The organism is Solirubrobacter pauli (assembly GCF_003633755.1).
GTDB lineage: Bacteria > Actinomycetota > Thermoleophilia > Solirubrobacterales > Solirubrobacteraceae > Solirubrobacter > Solirubrobacter pauli.
This window is the reverse complement of record NZ_RBIL01000001.1, coordinates 253857-276196: the sequence shown is the minus strand read 5'-3', so window position 1 is coordinate 276196 and position 22340 is coordinate 253857. Positions and strand designations below refer to the sequence as shown.

General features: G+C 72.9%; 15 protein-coding genes. 7 read left to right on the top strand and 8 right to left on the bottom strand.

Going from position 1 to position 22340, the window contains the following annotated elements; genetic code table 11:
• Positions 1–10 precede the first annotated feature (10 nt).
• Entirely contained in the window at positions 11–691 is a 681-nt protein-coding gene (locus tag C8N24_RS01240; protein WP_121247061.1) for a TetR/AcrR family transcriptional regulator, read from the top strand.
• On the opposite strand, the gene C8N24_RS01235 is transcribed toward C8N24_RS01240, so the two are convergent.
• Positions 688–1851: a benzoate/H(+) symporter BenE family transporter gene (locus C8N24_RS01235; RefSeq protein ID WP_121247058.1), complete on the bottom strand. Its 1164-nt coding sequence runs from the start codon at positions 1849–1851 to the stop codon at positions 688–690. The two genes, C8N24_RS01240 and C8N24_RS01235, sit on opposite strands and share 4 nt — an antisense overlap.
• 55 nt (positions 1852–1906) lie before the next feature.
• Here C8N24_RS01235 and C8N24_RS01230 point away from each other — a divergent pair, with 55 nt between their 5' ends.
• Positions 1907–2443: a helix-turn-helix domain-containing protein gene (locus C8N24_RS01230; RefSeq protein WP_121247055.1), complete on the top strand. Its 537-nt coding sequence runs from the start codon at positions 1907–1909 to the stop codon at positions 2441–2443.
• A 23-nt stretch (positions 2444–2466) separates the two neighbouring features.
• On the opposite strand, the gene C8N24_RS01225 is transcribed toward C8N24_RS01230, so the two are convergent.
• From C8N24_RS01225 to C8N24_RS01205, 4 genes are all read right to left on the bottom strand, one after another.
• Complete coding sequence (locus C8N24_RS01225; protein ID WP_121247052.1) at positions 2467–4962, bottom strand: bifunctional diguanylate cyclase/phosphodiesterase; 2496 nt, start codon at positions 4960–4962, stop codon at positions 2467–2469.
• Between the two features lie 64 nt (positions 4963–5026).
• Positions 5027–5434: a hypothetical protein gene (locus tag C8N24_RS01220; protein ID WP_147447545.1), complete on the bottom strand. Its 408-nt coding sequence runs from the start codon at positions 5432–5434 to the stop codon at positions 5027–5029.
• 352 nt (positions 5435–5786) lie between these two features.
• Complete coding sequence (locus tag C8N24_RS35270) at positions 5787–8099, bottom strand: carboxypeptidase regulatory-like domain-containing protein (protein ID WP_121247042.1); 2313 nt, start codon at positions 8097–8099, stop codon at positions 5787–5789.
• Positions 8096–8275 (bottom strand): hypothetical protein, encoded by a 180-nt coding sequence (locus tag C8N24_RS01205; protein ID WP_121247039.1) that lies wholly within the window; start codon positions 8273–8275, stop codon positions 8096–8098. The genes C8N24_RS35270 and C8N24_RS01205 overlap by 4 nt, the downstream gene beginning before the upstream one ends.
• Before the next feature lie 77 nt (positions 8276–8352).
• On the opposite strand from C8N24_RS01205, the gene C8N24_RS01200 reads away from it, so the two are divergent.
• The 3 genes from C8N24_RS01200 to C8N24_RS01190 all read left to right on the top strand — a co-directional run bounded on the left by C8N24_RS01200 (position 8353) and on the right by C8N24_RS01190 (position 12981).
• Complete coding sequence (locus C8N24_RS01200; protein ID WP_147447544.1) at positions 8353–11097, top strand: ATP-binding protein; 2745 nt, start codon at positions 8353–8355, stop codon at positions 11095–11097.
• 101 nt (positions 11098–11198) lie between these two features.
• Positions 11199–11759 carry an OsmC family protein gene (locus tag C8N24_RS01195; RefSeq protein ID WP_121247034.1) on the top strand — a complete coding sequence of 187 codons (561 nt, stop codon included), beginning with the start codon at positions 11199–11201 and terminating at the stop codon, positions 11757–11759.
• The gene (locus C8N24_RS01190) at positions 11755–12981 is read left to right on the top strand and encodes an NAD(P)-binding domain-containing protein (RefSeq protein ID WP_342794556.1); all 1227 of its coding nucleotides are present in this window, start codon (positions 11755–11757) and stop codon (positions 12979–12981) included. The genes C8N24_RS01195 and C8N24_RS01190 overlap by 5 nt, the downstream gene beginning before the upstream one ends.
• Positions 12982–13031: 50 nt before the next feature.
• Here the strand turns inward: C8N24_RS01190 and C8N24_RS01185 are convergent, their stop codons facing one another.
• Positions 13032–13226: a hypothetical protein gene (locus tag C8N24_RS01185; protein ID WP_121247028.1), complete on the bottom strand. Its 195-nt coding sequence runs from the start codon at positions 13224–13226 to the stop codon at positions 13032–13034.
• Between the two features lie 165 nt (positions 13227–13391).
• Here C8N24_RS01185 and C8N24_RS01180 point away from each other — a divergent pair, with 165 nt between their 5' ends.
• Together C8N24_RS01180 and C8N24_RS01175 are read left to right on the top strand one after the other, a co-directional pair.
• Positions 13392–16298, top strand: coding sequence for an ATP-binding protein (locus tag C8N24_RS01180; RefSeq protein ID WP_121247026.1), 2907 nt, complete (start codon positions 13392–13394; stop codon positions 16296–16298).
• Positions 16299–16374: 76 nt separating this feature from the next.
• Complete coding sequence (locus tag C8N24_RS01175; RefSeq protein WP_121247023.1) at positions 16375–16893, top strand: hypothetical protein; 519 nt, start codon at positions 16375–16377, stop codon at positions 16891–16893.
• On the opposite strand, the gene C8N24_RS01170 is transcribed toward C8N24_RS01175, so the two are convergent.
• Positions 16890–17636: an FHA domain-containing protein gene (locus tag C8N24_RS01170; protein ID WP_121247021.1), complete on the bottom strand. Its 747-nt coding sequence runs from the start codon at positions 17634–17636 to the stop codon at positions 16890–16892. The genes C8N24_RS01175 and C8N24_RS01170 overlap by 4 nt on opposite strands.
• 96 nt (positions 17637–17732) lie before the next feature.
• Positions 17733–22136, bottom strand: a complete 4404-nt coding sequence (locus C8N24_RS01165) for a 3-keto-alpha-glucoside-1,2-lyase-like domain-containing protein (protein WP_121247018.1) — start codon at positions 22134–22136, stop codon at positions 17733–17735.
• Between the last annotated feature and the right edge of the window lie 204 nt (positions 22137–22340).

Here is a 22340-nt window from a genome sequence, read left to right as displayed (position 1 = left end):
CGATCTAGTCATGGCCACCGGCTTCCAACGTGCGCGCAGTGACGAGCAGCGGGCCGCACGCAGCCAGGCGATCCTCGACGCGGCGGCGTCCATGCTCGAGGAGATGACGGTCGCGGAGCTCTCGCTCAACGCGTTGAGCCGGCGGGTCGGGCTCGCGAAGTCGAACGTGCTGCGGTACTTCGACTCGCGGGAGGCGGTGCTGCTCGAGCTGCTCTACGGGCTGCTCCGCGAGTGGGTCGCCCACCTGGCGGACGAGCTGCCCGGGGCCGTCGACCGGCAGGACGCGTTCGTCCGCCGGGCCGAGCAGCTCGCCCAGGCGATCGCCGCGTCGCTCGAGGCGCGGCCGGTGCTGTGCGACCTGATCAGCACGCAGGCCGCCGTGCTCGAGCACAACGTGTCGGTCGAGGCGGTCACCACGCACAAGCTGCGAGGGCTCGAGCAGGGGCAGATCATCTGCGGCCTGATCCTTGACGCGCTGCCCGAGCTCTCCGAGGACGACGCGTGGAAGTACCTGCTGACCGTGTGGACGATGGCGTCGGCGTTCTGGCCCCTCACGTGCGCGCCCGAAGCGCTCGTCCAGGCCTACGCCGCCGACGAGCGCCTCGCGCGGACGAACGTCGAGTTCGCGGACGCGCTCGCCGACTCGCTCACGACGGTCGCCGTCGGCCTGCACGCACGCGCCACGCTCTAGTCCCGCGTGGTGACGAGGTGCGTCGCCACGCCCGCCAGCAGGGCCCAGAACGCCGCGCCGATCGAGAAGAAGCTCACGCCCGACGCGGCGACGACGAACGTGACCGCGGCCGCCTCCCGGCCGTGGTCGGCGTTCATCGCGCCTGACAGGGACGAGGTGAGCGCCCCGAGCAGCGCGAGGCCGGCGACCGCGCCGGCGACGTCGGCGGGTGCGGCGCTCACGAACGTGGTCAGCGCCGTCGAGAGCAGCGCGAGCACGAGGTACGCCCAGCCCGCGCTCGTCGCCGCGGTCCAGCGGCGACCCGGGTCCGGGTGGGCCTGGGACGTGATGACGAGCGTGCTGCTGATCGCGGCCAGGTTGATCGCGTGGCCGCCGGCCAAGGCCCCGGCCGCGGTGCCGGCGCCGGTGGTGAGCATCGCGCTGCGCCACGGGACGCGATAGCCGTAGCCGGCGAGGATCGCGGTGCCGGGGACGTTCTGCCCGGCCATGGTCACGACGTACAGCGGCAGGGCGAGGCCGAGGATGGCGGCCGAGGTGAAGTGCGGTGCCGTCCACTCCAGGTGTGGGACGAGCGGGCCGTGCACGCCTCCGTCACCGACCGCGTCCGCCGCGATCACGACGAGCGCGGCGGCGAAGGTCAGCGGGATCGCCCACTTGCGCGCGACCCGCAGCGCGATCAGCCAGACCACCAGGATCGGCGCGATCTGCCCGGGCGCGGCGACGAGCTCGCGCACGGGCGTGAGGCACAGCTGGAGCACGATGCCGGCGAGCATCGCCTGCGCGACCGGCGTCGGGATCGAGCCGATCAGGGCGCCGAGCCGCGGCCAGACGCCCGTGGCCATGATCAGCAGGCCGCAGATCAGGAACGCGCCGATCGCCGCGGGCCAGCCGCCGTCGACGGTGCCGGTCGTCGCCAGCAGCGCGGCGCCGGGCGTCGACCACGCCATCAGCAGCGGGAGGCGGAAGCGGTGGCTGAGCACGAGGGTCGCCACGGCCATCGTCACGGTGACCGCGAGCAGGCCCGACGCGGCTTGGGCCGGGGAGGCACCCGCCGCGCGGAGGCCCGCGAGGACGACCGCGAACGAGCTCGTGAAGCCCACCAGCGCCGCCACGACGCCGGCGACGATCGCGTGGCGGTCGGCATGGGACGCGTGTTCCATATACAGAACATAGCGAGCCCGTTCTGTATACGGAACGAGACGGTAGAGTCGCGCCATGGATGATCCGGCGACCCTGGTGGGTGAGCGCGTGCGGGCGGCGCGGGAGGACCAGGGCCTGACGCTGAGCGGGCTCGCACAGGCGGCGGGCATCGGCAAGGGGTCGCTGTCGGAGATCGAGCACGGCACGCGCAACCCGACGCTGAGCACGCTCTACGCGCTCGCCAACGCGCTGCGGCTGCCGCTCGCGGTCCTGCTCGCGAGCGCGGTCGGCGCGCGGATCGCCGAACCGGGGATCGAGGCGCGGCTGCTCGACGTCAGCACGGACGCGGCGTGGACGGTGGAGGTCTACCGGCTGCGGTTCGAGCCCGGCGCGACCCGCAGCGCGGGCGGCCATGGTGCGGGCGTCGTCGAGCACCTGTTGGTGACCGCCGGCCGGCTGCGGGTCGGCCGGCTCGACGAGACGTGGGAGGTGGGCGTGGGGGAGGCGATCGAGTGGCTGAGCGACGTGGCCCACACCTACCTCGCGGTCGGCGACGTTCCCGCCGAGTGCGTGCTCGTGATCCGCTCCCCCGCCGGCGGCGTCGACGCGTAGCTCAGCCCGGGGTCCAGCGAGCGTCAGGCGGTGATCGCCATCGCCACGGCCTGGTGGACGTCGACCGGGCGGCCCACGTGGTAGCCCTGGACCATGTCCACCCCGAGCTCGAGCAGCAGGTCCTCGGTCGCCTGGTCCTCGACGAACTCGGCGACCGTGCGCTTGTCCAGGCCCGCGGCGGTGTGGACGAGGCTCTCGAGGATCACGCGGTCGGCGGCGTTGGTGGTGCAGGTGCGGACGAACTCGCCGTCGATCTTGAGGATGTCGAACGGGAGCTGCTTGAGGTAGACGAAGGAGCTGAAGCCGGCGCCGAAGTCGTCGAGGGCGAGCTGACAGCCGATGTCGGTCAGGGCGGTCGCGAAGGCCCGGGCCTCGTCGAAGTTGCCGACCGCGGCGGTCTCGGTGATCTCGAACACCAGGCGTGACGGGTCGACGCCGGTGCGGGCGAGCTCGGCGCGGATCTTGGCCAGCAGCGAGGGGTCGCCGAAGGAGCCGCCGGACAGGTTGATGTGGAACGTGAGCGTGCGGTCGCGGTGCAGGTCGAGGAGGGCGATCGCGTTGCGGGCGACCCAGAGGTCGATGTCGCCGATCAGGCCGAACTCCTCGGCGACGCCCAAGAAGGCGGCGGGGGCGAGCACGCTGCCGTCGGGGAGGCGCATGCGCAGCAGCAGCTCGTGGTGGACGATCGTGCGGCTGGCCAGGCAGCGGATCGGCTGGGCGACGAGGAAGAACCGGTTCTCGCTCAGGGCCGAGCGCATCTGGGCGACGGTCTCGAGCCGCTCGCGCGTGAGCGAGCCGGCGGTGTGCTCGTCGTAGACGGCATGGCGACCACGGCCGGCGGCCTTGGCGTCGTACATGGCCAGGTCGGCGGCGACGAGCGCGTCGTCGGGCTCGCGCATGGTCGCCGAGAGCATCGCGACGCCGACGCTGGCGGTCACGTCGTGGCGACTGCCGGAGGGGGTGAACCGGGCGTCGTCGACGAGCGCGACGAGCCGCTTGGCCGCCGCGTCGGCCTCGTCGGCCTCGGCGTCCGGAAGCAGGATCGCGAACTCGTCGCCACCCATGCGCGCGACGATGTCGAACTCCTCGGCGAGGAGCTGGGCCGTGTAGAGGAGCACGTCGTCGCCCACGCGGTGGCCGTGGACGTCGTTGATCGCCTTGAAGTGGTCGAGGTCGACCAGCACGACGGCGCCCTCGTCGCCGGAGGCCAGATGCGCGTCGAGGATGCGCGAGAACCCCCGGCGGTTGAAGAGGTCGGTGAGCGGATCGTGCTCGGCCTGGTGGACGAGCTGCGCCTCGGACTCGCGCTGGGTCGTCATGTCGACCACCTGCACGAGCATCACGCGCTCGTCCTCGAGGTAGGTGACGTGGCAGTCGGCGCGACGCTGCTCCGTCACGGCCCCCAAGCGGACCTCGGCGGACATGGCGGTGCCCGGTCGGGCGGCCGCGTCGCCGAACAGCGCGTCGAACGCCGGACGGTCCTCGCTGATGACGATCCGCGGCCGCCCAGGCGTGAGCAGGTCGCTCTCGGAGAACCCGAGCAGGCCGGTGAGCGCGCGATTGACGCGCACCACGTGCCCTGACGGCTCGATCAGCGCCATGCCGATCGGCGCGGCGTCGAACACCTCGCGGAAGCGACGCTCGGCCCGGTCGCGATCGCGCCGGCCGCCCTCGATCTGGGCTCGGCCGGCGCGGACCGAGCGCGTGAGCAGCAACAGCAGCGTGATCAGCAGTCCGGCGAGCGTCACGGCGGGGCCGAGGCGGACGCCACCGCTCGGCCGGGCGCTGCTCTGCACCGACCACTCGCGGCCCGCGAAGGCGAAGGAGGAGCGGCGAGCGCCGGGCTCGACGTCGCCGATCCGCAGCGCGTCCCGCCCGTCGAGCCTGACCTGCACGGACGTGCCCGGGGGCACGACGCTCGCGATCGCGGCGCGTGCTTCGGCCACGTTGAACGCACCGGCCACGACGCCACGGGTGTCGCCGAGCGTGTGCCGCCCGCCCGGCCGGTACACGGGCGCGAAGACGACGAAGCCGAGCTTGGTGGTCCCGGCGAGCTCGACGAGCGGCGTCGATTGCGCGCGGCCGCTCAGGATCGCCCGCAGGATCGTCTCGCGCCGCGCGGCGTGCCCGAAGGCGTCGTAGCCCGGCGTCGCCGCCTGGCTCGTCGTGTACTCGATCGGGAACGCGACGCGCCGCGCCCGCACCCGCTTGCGCAGCCAGCTGAAGCCGTGATGGCGCGAGCCGCGCAGCATCGGCGTGGTGAACGCCGAGAACTCGCGCTCGGACACCGAGTGGCTGGCGACGAAGAGGTTGCGCGCGTCCTCGACCTTGCTGTCGAGGCCGGACGTCAGCAGCTGGAGCGTGCCGACGGCCTGCTGGCGCGCGATGTCGTCGCGCGCGCGTTCCTGACGGGCGTCGACCTGGAACGCGAGCAGCGCCAGCGCCGCGGTCAGGACGAGGCCGACCGATGCGGTCAAGAGCCACTGGCGGCGGGACCCGGCGTCGGGGGTGCGCGACACACGACCCCTTCGACACGAGGGGCGTAGAGCTGTAACGAGTTGGCCGGTTGCCGCTCGTCGTGCGCTACCGGAGCAGCGTGCCGGGATCGCCGAGCAGCTCGAGCGCCCGGTCGGCCTTCACGGCGTCGACGGGCACGACCGCGGTCAGCAGGTCGAGCTCGCGGATCTCGCGCTCCTCGACGAAGCCGAGCTTGCCGAAGCGCCGCTGGAGCCGCCGCTCGAGCGCGTGCAGCCGACGCACCGGCGGCACGCCGCACAGGCGCAGCTCGACGCGCTCCGGGTCCTCGGGGCTGATCGCCAGGCCGGCGCCGGCGGCGACGCCTTCGCCCAGCGCCTCCGGCCCGAGGATGGTCTCGGCGAACGGGTCGCCGAGGCACGCCTGCACGGCGCTGATCGAGTGGCCGGCGAGCGCGTTCGCGTCGGCGTCGTCGGCCGCCGCCGTCGCGCCCGATCGAGACGCTGCCCGACGCATCGGCGGTCTGGAAGCCGTCCGCGAGGACGAGGTCGCGGACCCGGTCGACGGCGAACGGCAGCTCGGCGGCGTCGAGGCGCGCCTCGTCGACGTACGCGAGCCGGGTCCTCGACTGGGGGCTGTCGACGAGCGCCACCAGCGCGCCGGACGCGCCGGGCGGCGGAGGCTGGACCTGCGCGCCGCTGAGCGTGCGGGCGACCGGCGTGGGCGACGCCGAGGGCTCATCCGAGCCGGAGCCGCAGCCGGCGAGGACCACGAGGGCGAGCAGCGGAGCGCGGCGCATGTGCCGGGCAGCATGGCGAGGCGGGCGCGCGCACTCGTGAACGTGATGTGAAGCGCTGTCGCGATCACCTCAGCGCCGCAGCGTCACCGTGAGCTTCGTCGTCGACCGGTTGCCGGCCGCGTCGGTGGCGACCACGGTCAGCGTCGCCTTGACGGTCTTGCGGGCCTTGAGCGCCTTGCGCGACCGGGCCGACAGCTTCAGCGCGACCTTGGCCGTGCCCCGCTGGAGGACCGCGGTCTTCGTCGCGGTGTGCTTGCCCGCCGCGAGCGTCAGCTTCGCCACGGCCGCCTCGTCGGCCGCCACCGAGAACGTGGCGCCCTTGGCGACGCTCGGCTTGCCGGTGGCCTTGACGGTCAGCTTGGGGGCGCGGGCGTCGGGGGCAGGACCGGGGCCGGGCGACGGGGTGGCCGTCGGCACGACCGTCGGCTGTGGCGTCTCGGTCGGGTCCGGGGACGCGGTCGGCGTCGCCGTGACGACCGGCGCGGGCGTGACCGTGATCGTCAGCGTGCGCTGGGCGGTCTGGAAGGCGCCGTCCATGCCGATGAACCGGACCACGTCGGTGCCGACGAAGCCAGGCTCGGGCGTGTAGGTCAGCTTCGTGCCGACCCGCGGATCCACCACGCCGTGGTCCCCGTCCTCGGCGCGGACCAGCACCGTGCCGCCGTCCGGATCCGTGCACGGGAACACCAGCTTCAGCGGCTGGCCGGCCACGGTCGTCGCGGTGCCGTTGGAACAGGTCGGCAGCGCGTTGACGACGAGGTTGATCGAGGTCTCCTGCGAGGTCAGGCCGGTGGCCGTGTTCGTCACCTTGTAGCGCACCTGGTCGACCCCGTTGAAGCCCGGGCTCGGCGTGTACTGGCCCGGCAGGGCAGGGAGCGTGCCACCCACGGGCGGCAACGTGATGGTCACGATCGGGGCGACGCCCGCGTCCACGCAGTTGATGGTCAACGCGACGGGCACACCGGGCCTCGTGGTGACCGTCACGGGAGCGCACGTCGGGTCGGCGGCGGCGAACGTGGCGGCGCGGGCGGTCCGCTTCACCCGCACTGCGGCGATCACCCGGACGGCGCTGCCCTTGAGCCCCCGCGCGGTGGGCGTGACCGTCACGCGGTAGCGGCCGCTCGTCTTGAGCCCGAGGGCGACGCGCGCGGTGCCCGCGCGCTTGGCGATGTGCTTGACCGTCTTCGCCGCCTTCCAGCGCTTGCCGACGCGGCGCTCGGCCTTGATCGCCAGGGTCGCCGCCTCGGACACGCGTAGGGACAGCGTGCCCGTGCGCGCGAGCTTGAGCGCGCTCACGCGCACCGGGGACGCGGGCGGCTGGGGAGTCGGCGAGGACGACGGCGCCGGCGTCGGCGTCGGCGTCGGCGAGACCCCACCGCGCGGGCTCGCCGTCGGCGTGGCCGTGGCGTCCGGGGTGGGCGTCGGCGTCGGCTGGCCGCCGAGCGGCGCGAACGTCGCGCCCACGGCCCGGTCGGCGCCCATCACCACGGTGCAGCCGGCGGTGCCCGAGCACGCGCCGCTCCAGCTCACGAGGCGCATGCCGGGCCCGGGCGTCGCGGTGACGGTCACGGCCGTGCCGTCCGCGTAGTCGCCGGCGCACGTGCTCGCGCAGCCGACCCCGCCCGGGCTCGCCGACAGCGCGCCCTGGCCGGTCACCGTCAACGTCAGCCGGCGCGTGACGGCCACGGCGGCGGGCTTCAGGCGACCATCGATGTCGGTCGAGACCGTGCCCTCGCCCGTGTTCACCGACAGCGCGGCGTTCGCGACGTCGGCGTCCTTGTAGTACTGCGTGGCGAAGTCGCCGGCGACCGCGCCGCACGAGCCGTCGGGGAAGAACCCGACGAGCAGCGCGCCCGGGACGAGGCCGTCGATCCGGTAGGTGCCGTCGCCCTGCGAGCAGGTGTCGCGGAGCGTCTCGCCGTTGAGGTCGAGGACCTTGACGCGCACGTTCGCCAGCGTCGCGCCACCGTCACGCGCGGTCACCTTGCCGAGGACCGAGGCGCCGACCGGCAGCGCCTCGTCGATGCCCGCCACCTCCCCGGCGGCGCTCACCGTGACCGGCTCGGCGAACTGGAACGCGAACCGGTTCGCGTACCACTGCGGGGCGAGCGTGCTGGACGTGCACCCGGCGCCGCCGCCGCCCGCGAAGTGCACCATGTACGTGCCAGCGGCGAGCCCGGCGAACGCGTACCCGCCGTTCGCGCCCGTGCAGGTGCTCGCGGTCTTGGCGCCGGCCGCAGTGTCGAACAGGTCGACGCGATAGTCGACGACCGGTGCGCCGCCGGTCTGCGCGGTCACCGTGCCGCGCAGCGTGCCGGCCGCCGCGGCGTCGGCGAGGCAGAGCAAGAGCAGCGCGGCCGCGACGAGGGCGCCGCGGATCACGCGGTCCTCGCGATCGGCTGCGGCTCCGTGATCAGGTCCTCGACGACGCGGACGAGCCCGACCCAGCCGGAGAACGCGCGCGGGAGGTCACCGGGCACGGACGCATGGCCGGTCAGAGCGGTGCCGTCGAGCCGCAGCTCGAGCTGGATGGAGTGGGTCTCGCCTGAGTCGTTCATCGGTGACCGGAACGATCCGTGCCCGGCTCGCGCGGCGCATCTAGGCAGACCCGAGACCGGCACCCTAGGATTTGGTCGTGCTACTCGAGCGCGACGGGGAGATGTCGGCCCTGCAGGCACTCGCCGACACCGCCGCGGAGCGCTCGCAGGTGCTGCTGGTCGAGGGACCGGCGGGGATCGGCAAGACGCGGCTGCTGACGGCGGCCCGCGAGGCCGCGAACGCCCGCGGCGTCCACACGCTGCACGCGCGTGGCGGCGAGCTCGAGCAGGGTCTCGCGTTCGGGATCATCCGCCAGCTGTTCGAGGCGACCGTCCAGGACGCGCTGTTGGAGGGCGGGGCCGCGGCGGCGCGCGAGGTCTTCGAAGGGCCCGCGAGCGGCGTCGGCAGCGAGGACGCGTCCTTCGCGATCCTGCACGCGCTGTACCGGCTGACCGTCAACGTCGCCGAGAGCGCGCCGCTGCTGCTCGTGGTGGACGACCTGCAGTGGTGCGACGAGCCGTCGCTGCGCGCGCTCTGCTACGTCGTGCGCCGGTCCGAAGGGCTGCGCGTCAGCGTCCTCGGCGGCACCCGTCCACTCGAGCACTTCCAGCACGCGCACCTGATCGCCGAGCTGACCCGCGACCCGCTCGCCACGACGCTGCACCCGCGGCCACTCAGCGCGTCCGCGAGCGCCGCGCTGATCGGCGGCGACGAGGCCTTCGGCCGCGCGTCCCACGACGCGACCGGCGGGAACCCGCTGCTGCTGGTGGAGCTAGCCAAGACCCTGCGGACCGAGGGCGTGGCGCCGGAGGCCGGCAACGTCGGCGTGCTCGACACGCTCGCGCCCCGCGCCGCCGCCCGCGCGGTGCTCGTGCGGATCGGCCGGCTGAGCCGGGCGGCGGCCGAGATCGCGCGCGCGACCGCCGTGCTGGGCGACGACACGGCGCTGCCGCTCGTGGCGCAGCTCGCCGGCCTGGACGACGCCGCCGCGGTCGCGGCCGCCGGCGAGCTCGTGCGCGCGGAGGTGCTCGCCGACCAGGCCGCGCTGGCGTTCGTGCACCCGCTGATCCGCGCGGTCGTCTACGAGGACATCCCTGCCCACGAGCGCGCGCTCGCGCACGAGCGCGCCGCGACCCTGCTGCGCGCGCGGTCGGCCTCCACCAGCGCGATCGCGACCCAGCTCGTGCACGCCCCCGAGCGCGGGGAGGCGTGGGTGGTCGACGTGCTCGAGGAGGAAGCTCGCGCGGCGTCGCGCGCCGGGGCGCCCGCCAGCGCCGCGACGTACCTCAGCCGCGCGCTCGCCGAGCCGCCCGCCGCCGAGCGCCGTGGTGCGGTGCTGTTCGCGCTCGGCGGCGCGGAGCGGCTGCTGCACTCGCACCTGGGCGATGGGCACCTGCGCGAGGCGATCGAGCTGATCGACGAGCCGGCCGTCCGGGGAACCGCCGCGCTGCTCCTGGCGGAGGGCCTCGTGTTCAGCCGCCGGCCCGACGACGCCGTGGCGCTGGCGCGCCGCTCGGCGGCCGAGCTGCCGGAGGAGGCGGACCTGCTGCGGGCCGCGTTCGAGGCGATCGAGCTGACGGCGCCGATCTTCGGCGGCAGCGAGCCGGTCTCTCCCGAGCGGTTCGCCGCCCATCGGCGGCTGCCCTTGCCGCCCGGCAGCGGAGCGAAGCTGCTCGCCGCGGTCGCGGCCTACCAGTGGGCGTTCTCCGGCGGGTCGGCGGACGAGTGCGCGACGCTGGCGCTCGCCGCGTTGAACGGCTGGGACCTCGTCCGCGGCGGCCGTCAGGTGCCTTCGGTGTCCGCGACGATGGTGCTCGTGCTCGCGGACCGCCGTGAGGCCGACGCGGCGTGGGACGAGTTCCTGGCGCAGGTGCACACCAGCGGCTCGATGTGGTTCAAGTCGGCGATCAGCCTCTGCCGCGGGTACATGCTCCTGCGCAACGGGGAGCTCGCCGAGTCGGAGTCGCTGCTGCACGACGGCATCGAGGAGCTCATCCTCGGCGAGGCGCAGGGCGTGGGGCGGGGCGAGATCGCGTCGTGGCTGGCGGGCGTGCACCGCGAGCGCGGCGACCTGGCCGCGGCCCGGCGTGAGCTCGAGGTCGTGCCCGAGCCCACCGACGCCTCGCAGACCGCCCGCTACTGGCTGGACAGCCAAGCGGAGCAGCTCCTCGCCGAGGAGCGGTTCGAGGACGCGCTCCGGACGGCCGGCGACGGCGTGGAGCGGTTCGGCGCGATGACCGCGATCGACACGCCGTTCCGCTCGCACCAGGCCCTGGCCCTCCACCACCTCGGGCGGCGTGACGAGGCGGTGTCGCTCGCGGCCGACGAGCTGCGGACCGCGCGCGCATGGGGCGCGCCGTCCGTCGTCGCGCGGGCGTTGCGCGTGCTCGGGACGGTCGAGCGCGCCGACGGCCTCGACCATCTCGAGGAGGCGGTGGCGTGCGCGGCGGCGTCCCCGTCCCGGCTCGAGCACGCCAAGGCGCTCGGCACCCTGGGCACGGCGCTGCGCGCCGCCCAGCGGCCGACCGACGCGCGCGATCCGCTCCGGCAGGCGCTCGCCCTCGCCGAGGTGTGCGAGGCGGGCGCGGTCGCCGCGCACGCGCGCACCGAGCTCTACGCCGCCGGCGGGCGTCCGCGCACGACCGCGCTGCAGGGTTTGGACGCGCTCACGCCGTCGGAGCTGCGCGTCGCCGAGCGCGCCGCCGCCGGCCAGACGAACCGCGCGATCGCCGAGGCGCTGTTCGTCACGCCCAAGACCGTCGAGCTACACCTGCGCAACGCGTACCGCAAGCTGGGCGCGAAGGGCCGGCAGGACCTGGCGGGTCTGCTGACCACCGTGTAGGGGCAGGCGGAGAAAAGTTCAGGGCCGGATCCTTATTGAAATCGGCCCGTTTTTCTGAGTAACCTGATCGTGTTTGAAGCGATTCGCGACCAGGAGATGAGATGAGCACCACCGAATCCGCCGCGGACAACGGCGTCAACACCCAGGCACTGCTGGACGCCCGCGCCGCCCTGAGCGACGCGCCGGAGGCCGCCGAGTTCACCTGGCGCGCGACGAACGAGTGGCTCCGGGGCACCCACAGCCGCACGACGATCCAGCAGTACAGCGGGCTGGGCCAGGACCACAACCACAAGTCCACGTTCGAGTACGACGCCGACCATCCCGAGGTCTTCGCCGCCGAGGATCAGGCACCGACGCCCGTCGAGTTCCTGCTCGTCGGCCTCTCGAGCTGCCTCACGGCCGGTGTCGCGGCGGTCGCGCAGAACCGCGGCATCCAGCTCAACTCGGTCAAGGCGACCGTCGAGGGCGACATGAACATCCTCGGCATCCTCGGCGCCGACCCCGAGGTGCGCAACGGGTACAACAGCATCCGCGTCAACTTCGAGATCGACGCGGACGCGGACGCCGACGAGGTCGCTGCGCTCGTCGCCCAGTCGCAGAAGCGCTCCGCCGTCTTCGACGCGCTGACGAACCCCACCAACATCACGGTGACGGTCAATTAGCGCGGTCGAACGCATCCCCGTCGTCATCGTCGGGGCCGGGCACTCCGGCCTCGCGATGAGCCGGGTGCTGTCCGAGCAGTCGATCGAGCACGTCGTCCTCGAGCGGGGTGACGTGGCCAACACGTGGAAGACCGAGCGCTGGGACTCGCTCCGGCTGCTCACGCCCAACTGGCTCACGCGGCTGCCCGGCCTCGAGTACGAGGGCGACGAGCCGGACGGGTTCATGACCGTCCCGGAGCTGGTCACGTTCCTGGAGCGCTACGCCGACCACGTCGACGCGCCGGTGCGCACGGGCGTGACGGTGACGTCGGTCTCGCGCGCGGACGACGAGTACCTCGTCGAGACGGACGCCGGCACCTGGCAGACGCCCGCCGTCGTGCTCGCCACCGGTCCGTTCAACCGCCCGCACGTGCCGGCGGTGTCCGCGGAGCTGCCGCCGCGGATCGATCAGGTCACGCCGCGCGACTACAAGCGTCCCGAGCTGCTGAGGCCCGGGCGCGTGCTGGTCGTCGGCGCCTCGGCCACGGGCCTGCAGCTCGCCGACGAGCTGCTGCGCTCCGGCCGCGAGGTGACCGTCGCCGTGGGTGAGCACGTCCGCATGCCGCGTACCTACCGGGACCGGGACATCATGTGGTGGCTCGACCAGCTCGGCCGCCACGACGAGCGCTACGACGAGGTCGACGACCTGATCCGGGCGCGGCACGTGCCGTCCCCGCAGCTCGTCGGCACGCCGGACAAGGCCGACCTGGACCTCAACGCGCTGACCGACCGCGGCGCGGAGCTCGTCGGCCGCCTCGGCGCGGTCAACGGCAGCACCGCATCGTTCGCGGGCTCGCTGCGGAACGTCTGCAACCTCGCCGACCTCAAGCTCAAGCGGCTGCTGAAGACGATCGACCAGCACGCCGGGCTCGACGAGGGCCCGCGGCCGGAGCCGACCCGCGTCGCCGACGCCCCGCGGGTCCTGATCGACCTGGTCGCCGACGGCTACGACACCGTGCTGTGGGCGACCGGCTTCCGCGCCGACTACTCGTGGCTGGACCTCGATGTGCTCGACCGCAAGGGGGAGATCCGCCACGACGGCGGCGTCGTCACCGGAGCGCCGGGCGTGTACCGGATGGGGCTGAACTTCCTCCGCCGCCGCAAGTCGAGCTTCATCCACGGCGCCGAGGACGATGCCCGCGAGCTCGCCGGGCACCTGACCGCGCACCTGGCGCTGGTCTGAGCCGACCGCGCGGCGCGCCCCGGCCCGGCCGGGGCGCGCGATGCCGGTGGCTAGTGGCCGGAGGCCTGGCGGCCGTCCGGGCAGCCCTCGGGCGGCGGGCTCAGCAGCGCGCCGTCGTCGTCGAAGCAGTGCTCAGGGATCGGCGGCGGGGGCGGAGGGTCGTCCGCGAAGGCCGCCGGCGCCGCCGACCCGGCCAGCAGCGCCGAGGTCGCGAGGACGAGCACGTGCTTGTGAGTGAAACGCATGTGCGCTCTCCCTTTTGTGTGAGCGTTGACTGACACTCACAACCCTCGTGAACGGCGCGCTGCGTTCACAGTAATACTCAGGGGTGGGTCGGCCCGCATCGGGGGCGCTCACCCACCCCGGCAGGGTGCTGACAAGCGCGGCCGCCGCGGCTAGGGTGTGCGCGCGTGCCGCGCATCGCCAGTCCCCACCTGATCGGCCGCGAGGCCGAGTTGCAGCGGCTGTCCGAGCTGAGCGCCGCGGCGGCGGCCGGTGCGTTCACGCTGGCGCTGATCAAGGGGGACGCGGGCATCGGCAAGACCCGGCTGGTGCGGGAGTTCGAGCGCTCCGCGGCGTGTGCGGATGCGCTCGTGCTCAGCGGCAGCTGCATGGCGATCGGCGGTGAGGACACGCCCTACGGGCCGCTGGTGCGCGCGCTGCGCGGCGCCGGCGCCGAGACGCTGCAGGCGGCGATGAGCGGCCTGCCCGAGGTCATGCGGGCGGAGCTGGCCATACTCATCCCGACGCTGTCACATACACCGCCGCTGCCGCGTGACAGCTCGCGCGGTGCACAGGGCCGCCAGTATGAGTACCTGCTGGAGCTGCTCGGGCGGATCGCCGACTCACAGCCGGTCGTCCTGGTGGTGGAGGACATCCATTGGGCGGATCCGTCGACGCGCCACTGTCTGCTGTTCATCGCCCGCAACGCCCGCCACGAGCGGTTGCTGGTGCTCGCCACCCATCGTCTGCACGACGCCGCCGACCTGCACGCCGCTGAGCTCTACATCGGCCAGCTGGAACGCTGCGAGACGGTCACCTCGATGGTGCTGCACCCGTTCTCGGAGGCGCAGGTCCGCGAGCAGGTCACGGCGATCCTCCAGACCCCCGCAGACGTCGCCGACTCACACCGGATCGCGGCGCGCACGCAGGGCAACCCGTTCTTCGTCGAGGAGCTGATCGCGCACGGCGCCACGACCGAGGCGCCGCTGCCCCGCGCGCAGGCGGCCGCCCTGCTCGAACGCGTGCACGCGCTGCCGGAGCCGTCGCAGCGCGCGCTGCAGGTGCTGGCCGCGTTCGGCCGGGCCGTCCATCACGACCTGCTGTCGGCCGCCGCCGACCTGCCCGAGCCGGCGCTCACCGAAGCGCTGCGCCCGGCCGTCGAGGGGCACGTCGTGGAGGCGGACGCGACCACGTTCACGTTCCGCCATGCGCTCACCCGCGAGGCGGTCTACGACGCGCTGCTCCCGGGGGAGCGGCGCCGGCTCCACGGCGCCGTCGCCGCGGCGCTGCACGACCGGCCGCACATGACCAACGCCGGCGAGCTCGCCGTGCAGTGGCGCGCGGCGGACGAGCCGCGGGCGGCGCTCGCGGCCTCGATCGCGGCGGCCCAGGCCGCGGCGGGGGTGTACGCCTACAGCGAGGCGGTCGAGCACTACAAGGGCGTCGTGTCGCTGTGGGACGGGGAGGGACCGGACGTCGACCGCGCGCAGATCCTCCTCGACGCCGCCGACGCGGCCAACCGGGCGGGCGTCGAGGACCTGCCGATCGAGTGGTGCCGGCTCGGCCTGGCGGCGCTCGGCGACGAGCCGGACCCGCGCCGGGCCGCGGCCTTCTACGAGCGGCTCGGGCGGTTCCAGGACCACCGGCTGGACACGTCGCTCGAGTACTACCGGCAGGCGCTCGCGTGCCTCGACGCCGGCCCGAGCGCGGAGCGCGCGCGGCTGCTCGGCGACGAGGCGCTGACGCTGTCGCTGAGCGTCCGGTGGGACGAGGCGCGCGATCGCGCCGAGCAGGCCCTGGCCGTCGCCCTCGACGCGGGCGCCGAGATCGAGGCGGGCTTCGCGCGGTCGGTGCTCGGCCTGATGCTCGGGTACCTGGGCGCCTTCGACGAGGCCGAGGCGCATCTGCGCGAGGCGTGCCGGATCGGCGAGGCGCACGAGCGGCCCGACGACGCGACGCGCGCGTACGTGCACCTGGGGGAGGTCCGCCGCCTGCGCGGCGACCTCCCGGGCGCGCGGGCGGTCATGGGGGAGGGCCTGGAGGCCGCGCGCCGGCTCGGCGTGGAGGCCTCCTACGGGCGCTACTTCGCGCTCAACGCGGCCGAGGACGAGTACGAGCTGGGGCAGTGGCGGTCCGCCCAGGCGCGGCTCGACGCGCTGAGCGGCGCGTCGCTGACGTGGACGGAGACGCTGCTGCTGCACGCGGTGTCGGGGCAGCTCGCGGCCGGTCGCGGCGAGCTCGAGGCCGCGCGGGGGTGGCTGGACGCCGCCACCGCGCAGCTGCGCGACTCGTCGGCCACCGAGTGGACCGCGTACGTCGGCGCGGCGGTGATCGAGCTGGAGCTCACCGCGGGCCGCTCGCTGGAGGCGCTGGCCGCCGCCCGGCGGCAGCTCGACCGGGTGCGCGGGCGCGAGGAGCAGCTCTACACGCCCGGGCTCGTCGCGGTCGCGGTCCGTGCCGCGGCCGACGTCGCCACGAGCGCGCCCGCGGCACAGGCCGCGGAGGCGCGACAGCTCGCCGAGATCCAGGTCGGCTGGCTCGCCGGCTTCCTCTCCGAGCGGTCGCCGCCGATCGCGCTCGCGCACCTGGCCGGCGCGCGGGCCGAGCTGTCCCGGGTCGACGGCTCGGACGATCCCGCGACGTGGCGCGCCGTCGCGGCCGAGTGGGACCGCCTCACGCACCCCTACCGCGCCGCTTACGCCCGCCTGCGCGAGGCCGAGGCCCTCCGCGCGACCACCGGCGACCGGACGCTCGTCGCCGCGCCGCTCGGTGCGGCGCTCGACGTCGCGCGCGAGCTCGGGGCCGCGCCGCTGCTGGCCGACTTGGAGACGCTCACCCGCCGGGCCCGGCTGCAGTCCGCCGTCGCGCGCCGCTCGAGCTCCGCCGGGCCGCGCGAGGTCCTGACCAACCGCGAGCAGGAGGTGCTCGCGCTGGTCGCCCAGGGCTACAGCAACAAGCGCATCGGCGAGGCGCTGTTCATCACCCAGCGCACCGCCGGGCTGCACGTCTCCCGGATCCTCGGCAAGCTGTCCGTCAGCAGCCGCCACGAGGCGGGCGCCGTCGCCCGGCGCCACGGGCTCGTCGACGAGGCCTGACGCGTATGTCGCACCCGGCCGACAGATATGTCGGTCGTCCGATGTGCGCACCGGGTCGCGGTCATACGGTCACGGCATGCCCGGCATGTCGCTTCCAGCCACGATCGAGTGCGGTGCCGCGCTGGTCGTGTTCGAAGGCACGCGTCGCGTGCGGGAGCTCCCCGCCGACGGCGCGCACGTCGCCCTCTGGCCTGATGCCGCCGAGGCGGAGGCCGTCCGCGCGCGGCTGGAGCGCGGGGAGCCGATCCTGGTCATCCTCGGTGGACCGCACGCCGATGCGGCGCTGCTGACCGAGCAGTTCATGCAGGCCCCGCCCGGGCTCGCCGCGGTGGTGCGCTCGACCGCACGCGACATGACGGGCACGCCGGTGCCGGCGCTCGACTGGCTGCCGGCGGAGCTGCGCGAGCGCGGCCTGCGCTTCCTGCGCTCGAGCGCCGAGCACGCGCGCGGCATCCCCGGCCTGCTCTGCCAGTCGCTCTACCTCGACGATCCCGACCCGGTCACGCCGCACGTGCGCTTCGCCCACCGCATCGACCAGCGCCCGCCGAGCGAGCACGACCTCGAGCGCGTGGTCGAGTTCGCGTTCGCGGTCTAGCGGAAGTCGGTCGGGTCGACGAGCGCGTGCCGGCGCGCGAGCTCGACGAGCGCCATCCGCGGGGCGGCCGAGCCGGTCAGCCCGTAGCGGCGGTACAGGTCCCGCAGGTGGTTGCGCACGCGCTCCTCGGACATGTCGACGGCCAGCGCGATCTGCGCGTTGCTCGGCGGTGCGAGCAGCTTGTCCGGCTCGAGGAAGAACGGGCGGCAGAGTTCGACGAGGACCTTGCGCTGACGGGTCGTCGGCAGCTCGACCGGGTCGTCGTCGCGGTCGGTGGTCATCCCGTCGTCGACCGGGACGCCGGCGACCAGCACGCAGCACTCGCCGGCGAGCCGCACGTCGTGGGCGCCGTCGTCGAGCTGGTGTGGCCGGCTCGGCGCCTGCGGGGCTCGGTGCCAGGGGCCGGCGTCCAGCCCGGTGCCGTGCGCGCTCAGCCTGACCCGCCGGTGCTCGGTGCCGTGCTTGGAGTAGTCGAGCAGGTAGACGCTGGTCGCGGGCGGCGCGCTGTGGAGGCGCACCGTCACCTCGGCGTGCTCGCGGGAGACCTGCGGGTGCTCGAGGACGACGGTCTCGCCGTCTGAGCGCCCGAGCGTGGCGGGGGCGTGCGGTCCGAGCGCGTGGATGCGCAGCGTCCCGGCTTCACGCCAGGCGAGGTACGGGCCGCGGCGGCCGGCCTCCGACAAGCGGTTGGACTCGTCGCTGTCGGCGGCGCGCACCGGCTCGCGGGTGGCATCCCAGGCCATCGACCGCACCTTACGCGGTAGCACTCAGGGATGCCAGAGTCGTGACGAAGCCGGGGCCGGCCGCCGCCCGAAGGCGGCGGCCGGCGCCCACATCCCTTACGGGTTCGTCGTCGACAGCGTGAACGTCAGCGTCTTGCGGTACGCCCCGGTGCGGAGCGGCTGCGTGGCGCCGATGTGCTGCTTGAACGTGACCGTCACCGGGTCCAGGGACACCGGGCCGGTCCAGGCGGTCTTGGAGAAGCCGACCTGCAGCGGCTCGGACAGGGAGTACGAGCCGTTGGTCAGGAACGCCTCCTCCGGCGAGACCGTGAGCTTCGCGTCACCGGCGGTGCTGGTCACGCGGGCCGTGGTCGTGGCCTCGTACGTCTTGTCCACGTTGGGCGTGAAGGTCCACGTCGTGGACGGGGCGTCGATCTGGAGGCCCAGGGTCGCCGGCACGGAGCCGCCGATCGTGGTGTCCTCGGAGACCGACTCCTCGAGGTTCTTCACGCGCACGTTGCGGAAGTAGACGTCGTCGCCCGCGCCGTGCATCTGCAGGCCGATGTGGCCGTTGCCCAGCGCCTTGTCCGGGTCGACCCAGTCGTTGATCTTCACGCCGTTCAGGAAGACCGTGATGCGGTCCGCCCGGACGACGAGCTCGTAGGAGTTCCACTGCCCGGCCGGCTTGAGGGCCGCGTCACGGGCGGCGAAGTCCGCCTGCTGCTTGAGGTAGATCGCACCCGTGGTCTGCGCCGGGTTGTCCGTCGGGTCGATCTGGATCTCCTCGCCGTCGTTGATCGAGGTGTTGACCGTGTCGGCACCCTTGTCGGGGAAGCCGACGAAGACGCCGGAGTTGTCGTCGCCCGGCATCATCCAGTCGAGCTTGAGCGAGTAGGGCGCCTTGTACGGGGACTTCGTGTACATGAGGCCGAACCCGCCGACCGACTTGAACGTGCAGCCTTCGCGCACGAACTTGCCGGGACCCGAGTACTTCCACTTGTCGGCCAGCATGGCGTCGGAGCCGTCGAGCAGCATCGAGTAGCCGGACTCCGGCGTGTAGAGCGTCTCGCACGGCGGCACCGGCGGCAGCTCCGGCGGCGCGCCGACGGTGAACGACTCGAACGTGGCGGTCTCGCTGCCCGTGCCGTTGTAGGCGGCCAGGCCGACGCTCGGCGAGCCGAGGCCCGACGTGTCGAAGCCGTCACCGATCTCGGTCCACGACTGACCGTCGTTGAGCGAGAAGCGGCCGCGCAGCTGGCCGTCACGCGCGTACATCTGGAGCGTGATGGCCTTCTGGGCACCCGTGGGCAGGTCCACGTTCGCGTAGCCGCTCTGGCGGCCGAGCTCGGTGGTCCAGACGCCGTTCGGGCGACGCATGACGACGACCTTGGCCCAGGCGTTGTTGCCCGCGTAGGCGACGAGGCCGGCCTGCGTGTACTCCTTGCTGCCGTCGATCGACACCTTGGAGGTGATGGCCCAGCTGCCGTTGGTCGGGGCCGGCTGCAGGATGACGTTCTTGGCCGACACCGTGCCGCCGGTGATGTCGCCGCTGAGCGCCTTGATGTTCAGCTTGCCGCCGGAGAGCGAGTAGCCCGACGTGTCCTCGTTGAGGACGGTCGTCCAACGGCACTTGTCGAGCGCAGCGCCCTCGAAGTCGTCGTTGGCCGAGACGGTGCCGCACTGGATCGGCTCGTTCTGCTTGACGTCGACGTAGTCGAGGTTGATGTTGCCCTCGTCGCCGGTGTCGTACTTGAACATGACGTCGTTGACGCCGGCCTTCAGCGTCAGCTTGTCGGTGATGGTCTTGTAGGTCTTCCAGGAGCCGGAGTCCGTGAAGGTGACCTTCTTCTGGAAGACGCCGTTCACGTACGCGCTCAGGCGCTTGTTGCCGGTGAACGGGTTGGGGCCGTTCGCGTAGCCGATCGTCAGGTCGGCCGCGCCGTCGGCGAGGGCGTTGACCTTGACGGTCGCGCTGGCGCCCGCGTTCTGGTAGCCACCGACGTAGCCGAGGCCGCTGTAGCCGGCGTGCTCGGTCTGCGCGTTGGCGCCGCCGGCGAGCGTGCCCGCCTCGGCCTCGTAGCGCGTCGTGCCCGCGGGCGCGAAGCGGATGTTGTCGAGGTTGACGTTGCCGTCGTCATTGGCGCCGTAGAGCAGCTCGACCGTGTTCACGCCCGCGTTGAGCGTGACCGTGTCCAGGAAGTAGCCCCACGTCTTCCACGTGCCCGTGGAGGGCAGCGTGATGGTCTTGCTGGTGCCGTTGACGATCAGCGTCAGCTTCTTCGGACCCTGGAAGGGGTTCGGGCCGTTGGCGTAGTGCAGCGCCATCCGGTAGTCGCCGGCCTTGGCCATGTTGGCCTCGATCTTCACCGAGGACGTGCCCTTGGTCTGGATGCCGGACACGAAGCCGTTGCCGGTGAAGCCGGCGTGCTCGGTGTCGACCTTGGCGCCGCCGGCGAACGTGCCGTCCTCGAGCTCGAAGAAGCCGTCGCTCGGGGGAGCGACGTAGCCGGGCAGCGTGTTGAGCGTGTACCAGGCCTCCGTGCTCAGGAGGTCGGTGCCGTCGGCCGCGGCGAACGGGCGCGGGGAGCGCACGTAGACGACCTTGTTGGGCTCGAGGCCCGCGATCTTGAGGGTGACTTCCTTCTTGTCGGCGGAGACGGTCGCGTCAGAGACGGTCAGCGTCTTCTCGCCGATCTTCGGGCCGCCGTAGTTCGACGTCGGCGCGTAGCCCCACGACTTGACCTGGTACTTCGTCTTGAGGTCGGTCAGCGTCGCGTCGGAGACGGGCTTCGTGTACGTGATCTTGAAGCCGCCGTCGACGAGCTCCATCTTCTGCATGTCGAACGTCGTGGTGCCGTTCGGGACGAGCTTCTGGAGGCCGTAGGACAGCTTGCCGTTCTGGCCCCAGTTGCCGCCGCCGTGGAGGCCGCCGACGATGATCGAGCCGTCGTCCTGCAGCGCGATGTGCGTGATGCCGGACTCCAGGCCCTGCGTCATGCGGAAGTACGCGCCCTGGTACTCACCGCCGACCTTCTCGACGAACGCGCGCTGGATGCCGCCGTACGTCACGTCGGGGACCCAGAACTGGCCGGCGAACGTGCCGCTCGGGATGAGCATCGGCTGGCTCGGGGAGTTGCCGATCTCGTTCTGCGGGATGAGCACGGCCGCCGGGGCCGGCTTCTGGTTGTCGAAGCGGCCGGGCTTGCCGTCGGGGCCGGTCGTGTAGTGGCCGTAGAACTTGCCCGGCTGGACGTGGATGAGCTTGTTGGCCGGCAGCCAGGCGCCCTGGTTGTCCGTCGTCCAGATCGAGTCGTTCGGACCCCAGCCGATGCCGTGCGGGGTGCGCAGGCCGCCGGCGATGTGCTCGACCGCGCCGGTGTCCTTGTTGATCTTGATCTGCGTGCCGCGGTCGACCGAGCCCTGCGGGTTGGTGGTCGCGCCGCCGAGGTTGATCGAGACCGACAGGTTCGCGTAGAAGTAGCCGTCCTTGTACAGGAGGCCGAAGGCGAACTCGTGGAAGTTGTCGTCGAACGGCCAGGTCGCGATCTGCTGGCGGGCCGTGAAGAGGCCCTGGGCGTTCGGGCTGGTCAGCTTGACGAGACGGTTCTTCTCGGAGACGTAGATCTCACCGTCGACGACCTTGATGCCCATCGGCTCTTTGAGGTTCTCGGCGAGCTTGACGCGCGTGATCGCCGACGGGTTCGTGGCGGTCTTGACGCCGCTCAGCTTCCAGACCTCGCCGAGCGCGGTCATCGTGCTCGGGGAGCCGTCCTCGTCGCCCCAGGTGAGGACGAGGAGGTCGTCGCCCATCCACTCGAGGCCCGTGACCTTGGGCTCGAAGCCGGCCGGGCGGAGGCTGACCAGGTTGTAGGCGGGGTTGACGCTGTCGAGCGGCAGGCCGTCGCCGGGCGAGTCGTTCTGACCCTCGCACTGCTTGTTGCCCGGAGCGGTGACGCGGATGACGCCGGAGTCGGTCGTCAGGACCGAGTTCGGGACGATCTCGAACGCGCTGTCACCCGGCTTGCGCCAGCTCAGCTTCAGGATGTTGTCGCCGCCGGCCTCGATGTAGTTGATGCGCAGCGAGTGCACGCCGGCCGTCAGGTCGACGGCGCCGTCCTTGTCGGACGCGCCGTGCAGGCCGTCGTGGTCGACCACGAGCTTGTTGTCGATGAGCAGCTCGGAGCCGTCGTCGCTGTTGAGGCGGAACGTGTACGAGCCCGCGGTGGGCACGTTGATGTTCGCGATCACATGGACCAGGAAGTTGTCGCTCAGCCCGCCGAAGTCGGCGTTGGTGGACCAGTTGACGTTCGGCTTGAGCACGTCGACGTTCGGCGTCGACGCGGGCTTGATCGGGCAGATCTCCTGCGGCTGGGCGGCCAGCTGGAAGATCCGCTGCGTCACACCCGGTTCCTGCGGCGGCAGGGTCTGCGCGCTCGCGATCGGCGCCGAGGCACCGAGCAGCGCGACGAGGCCCACCAGCAGCGCGACCGCCGATGCGGCGCGCCTCCAAGCTGTTTGCATCCGAGCTTCTCCCCCTCGAAAGGATTCCACGAAGTGAGCTCCTATTGCTCACCCACTGCGCGATAGTACATGGGCTTTTTGCATTCCTCAACGTCCTTTTGTCGGGTCGAGGAGGAAAAGCTCAAGTGCTTCCGCGCTCAGAGAGGCGACTGTAGGCCTGGCCTGGGATTTCGTCCCTGAACCGACGGGTGGGTAGCCGAACGT

Bases quoted from the DNA above. Each gene is read 5' to 3' on its own strand.
- C8N24_RS01185 (WP_121247028.1), bottom strand. From the start codon at position 13,226: ATGCGTTTCACTCACAAGCACGTGCTCGTCCTCGCGACCTCGGCGCTG.
- C8N24_RS01205 (WP_121247039.1), bottom strand. From the start codon at position 8,275: ATGAACGACTCAGGCGAGACCCACTCCATCCAGCTCGAGCTGCGGCTC.
- C8N24_RS01220 (WP_147447545.1), bottom strand. From the start codon at position 5,434: ATGCGTCGGGCAGCGTCTCGATCGGGCGCGACGGCGGCGGCCGACGAC.
- C8N24_RS01165 (WP_121247018.1), bottom strand. From the start codon at position 22,136: ATGCAAACAGCTTGGAGGCGCGCCGCATCGGCGGTCGCGCTGCTGGTG.
- C8N24_RS01195 (WP_121247034.1), top strand. From the start codon at position 11,199: ATGAGCACCACCGAATCCGCCGCGGACAACGGCGTCAACACCCAGGCA.
- C8N24_RS01230 (WP_121247055.1), top strand. From the start codon at position 1,907: ATGGATGATCCGGCGACCCTGGTGGGTGAGCGCGTGCGGGCGGCGCGG.
- C8N24_RS01235 (WP_121247058.1), bottom strand. From the start codon at position 1,851: ATGGAACACGCGTCCCATGCCGACCGCCACGCGATCGTCGCCGGCGTC.
- C8N24_RS01170 (WP_121247021.1), bottom strand. From the start codon at position 17,636: ATGGCCTGGGATGCCACCCGCGAGCCGGTGCGCGCCGCCGACAGCGAC.
- C8N24_RS01240 (WP_121247061.1), top strand. From the start codon at position 11: ATGGCCACCGGCTTCCAACGTGCGCGCAGTGACGAGCAGCGGGCCGCA.
- C8N24_RS01175 (WP_121247023.1), top strand. From the start codon at position 16,375: ATGCCCGGCATGTCGCTTCCAGCCACGATCGAGTGCGGTGCCGCGCTG.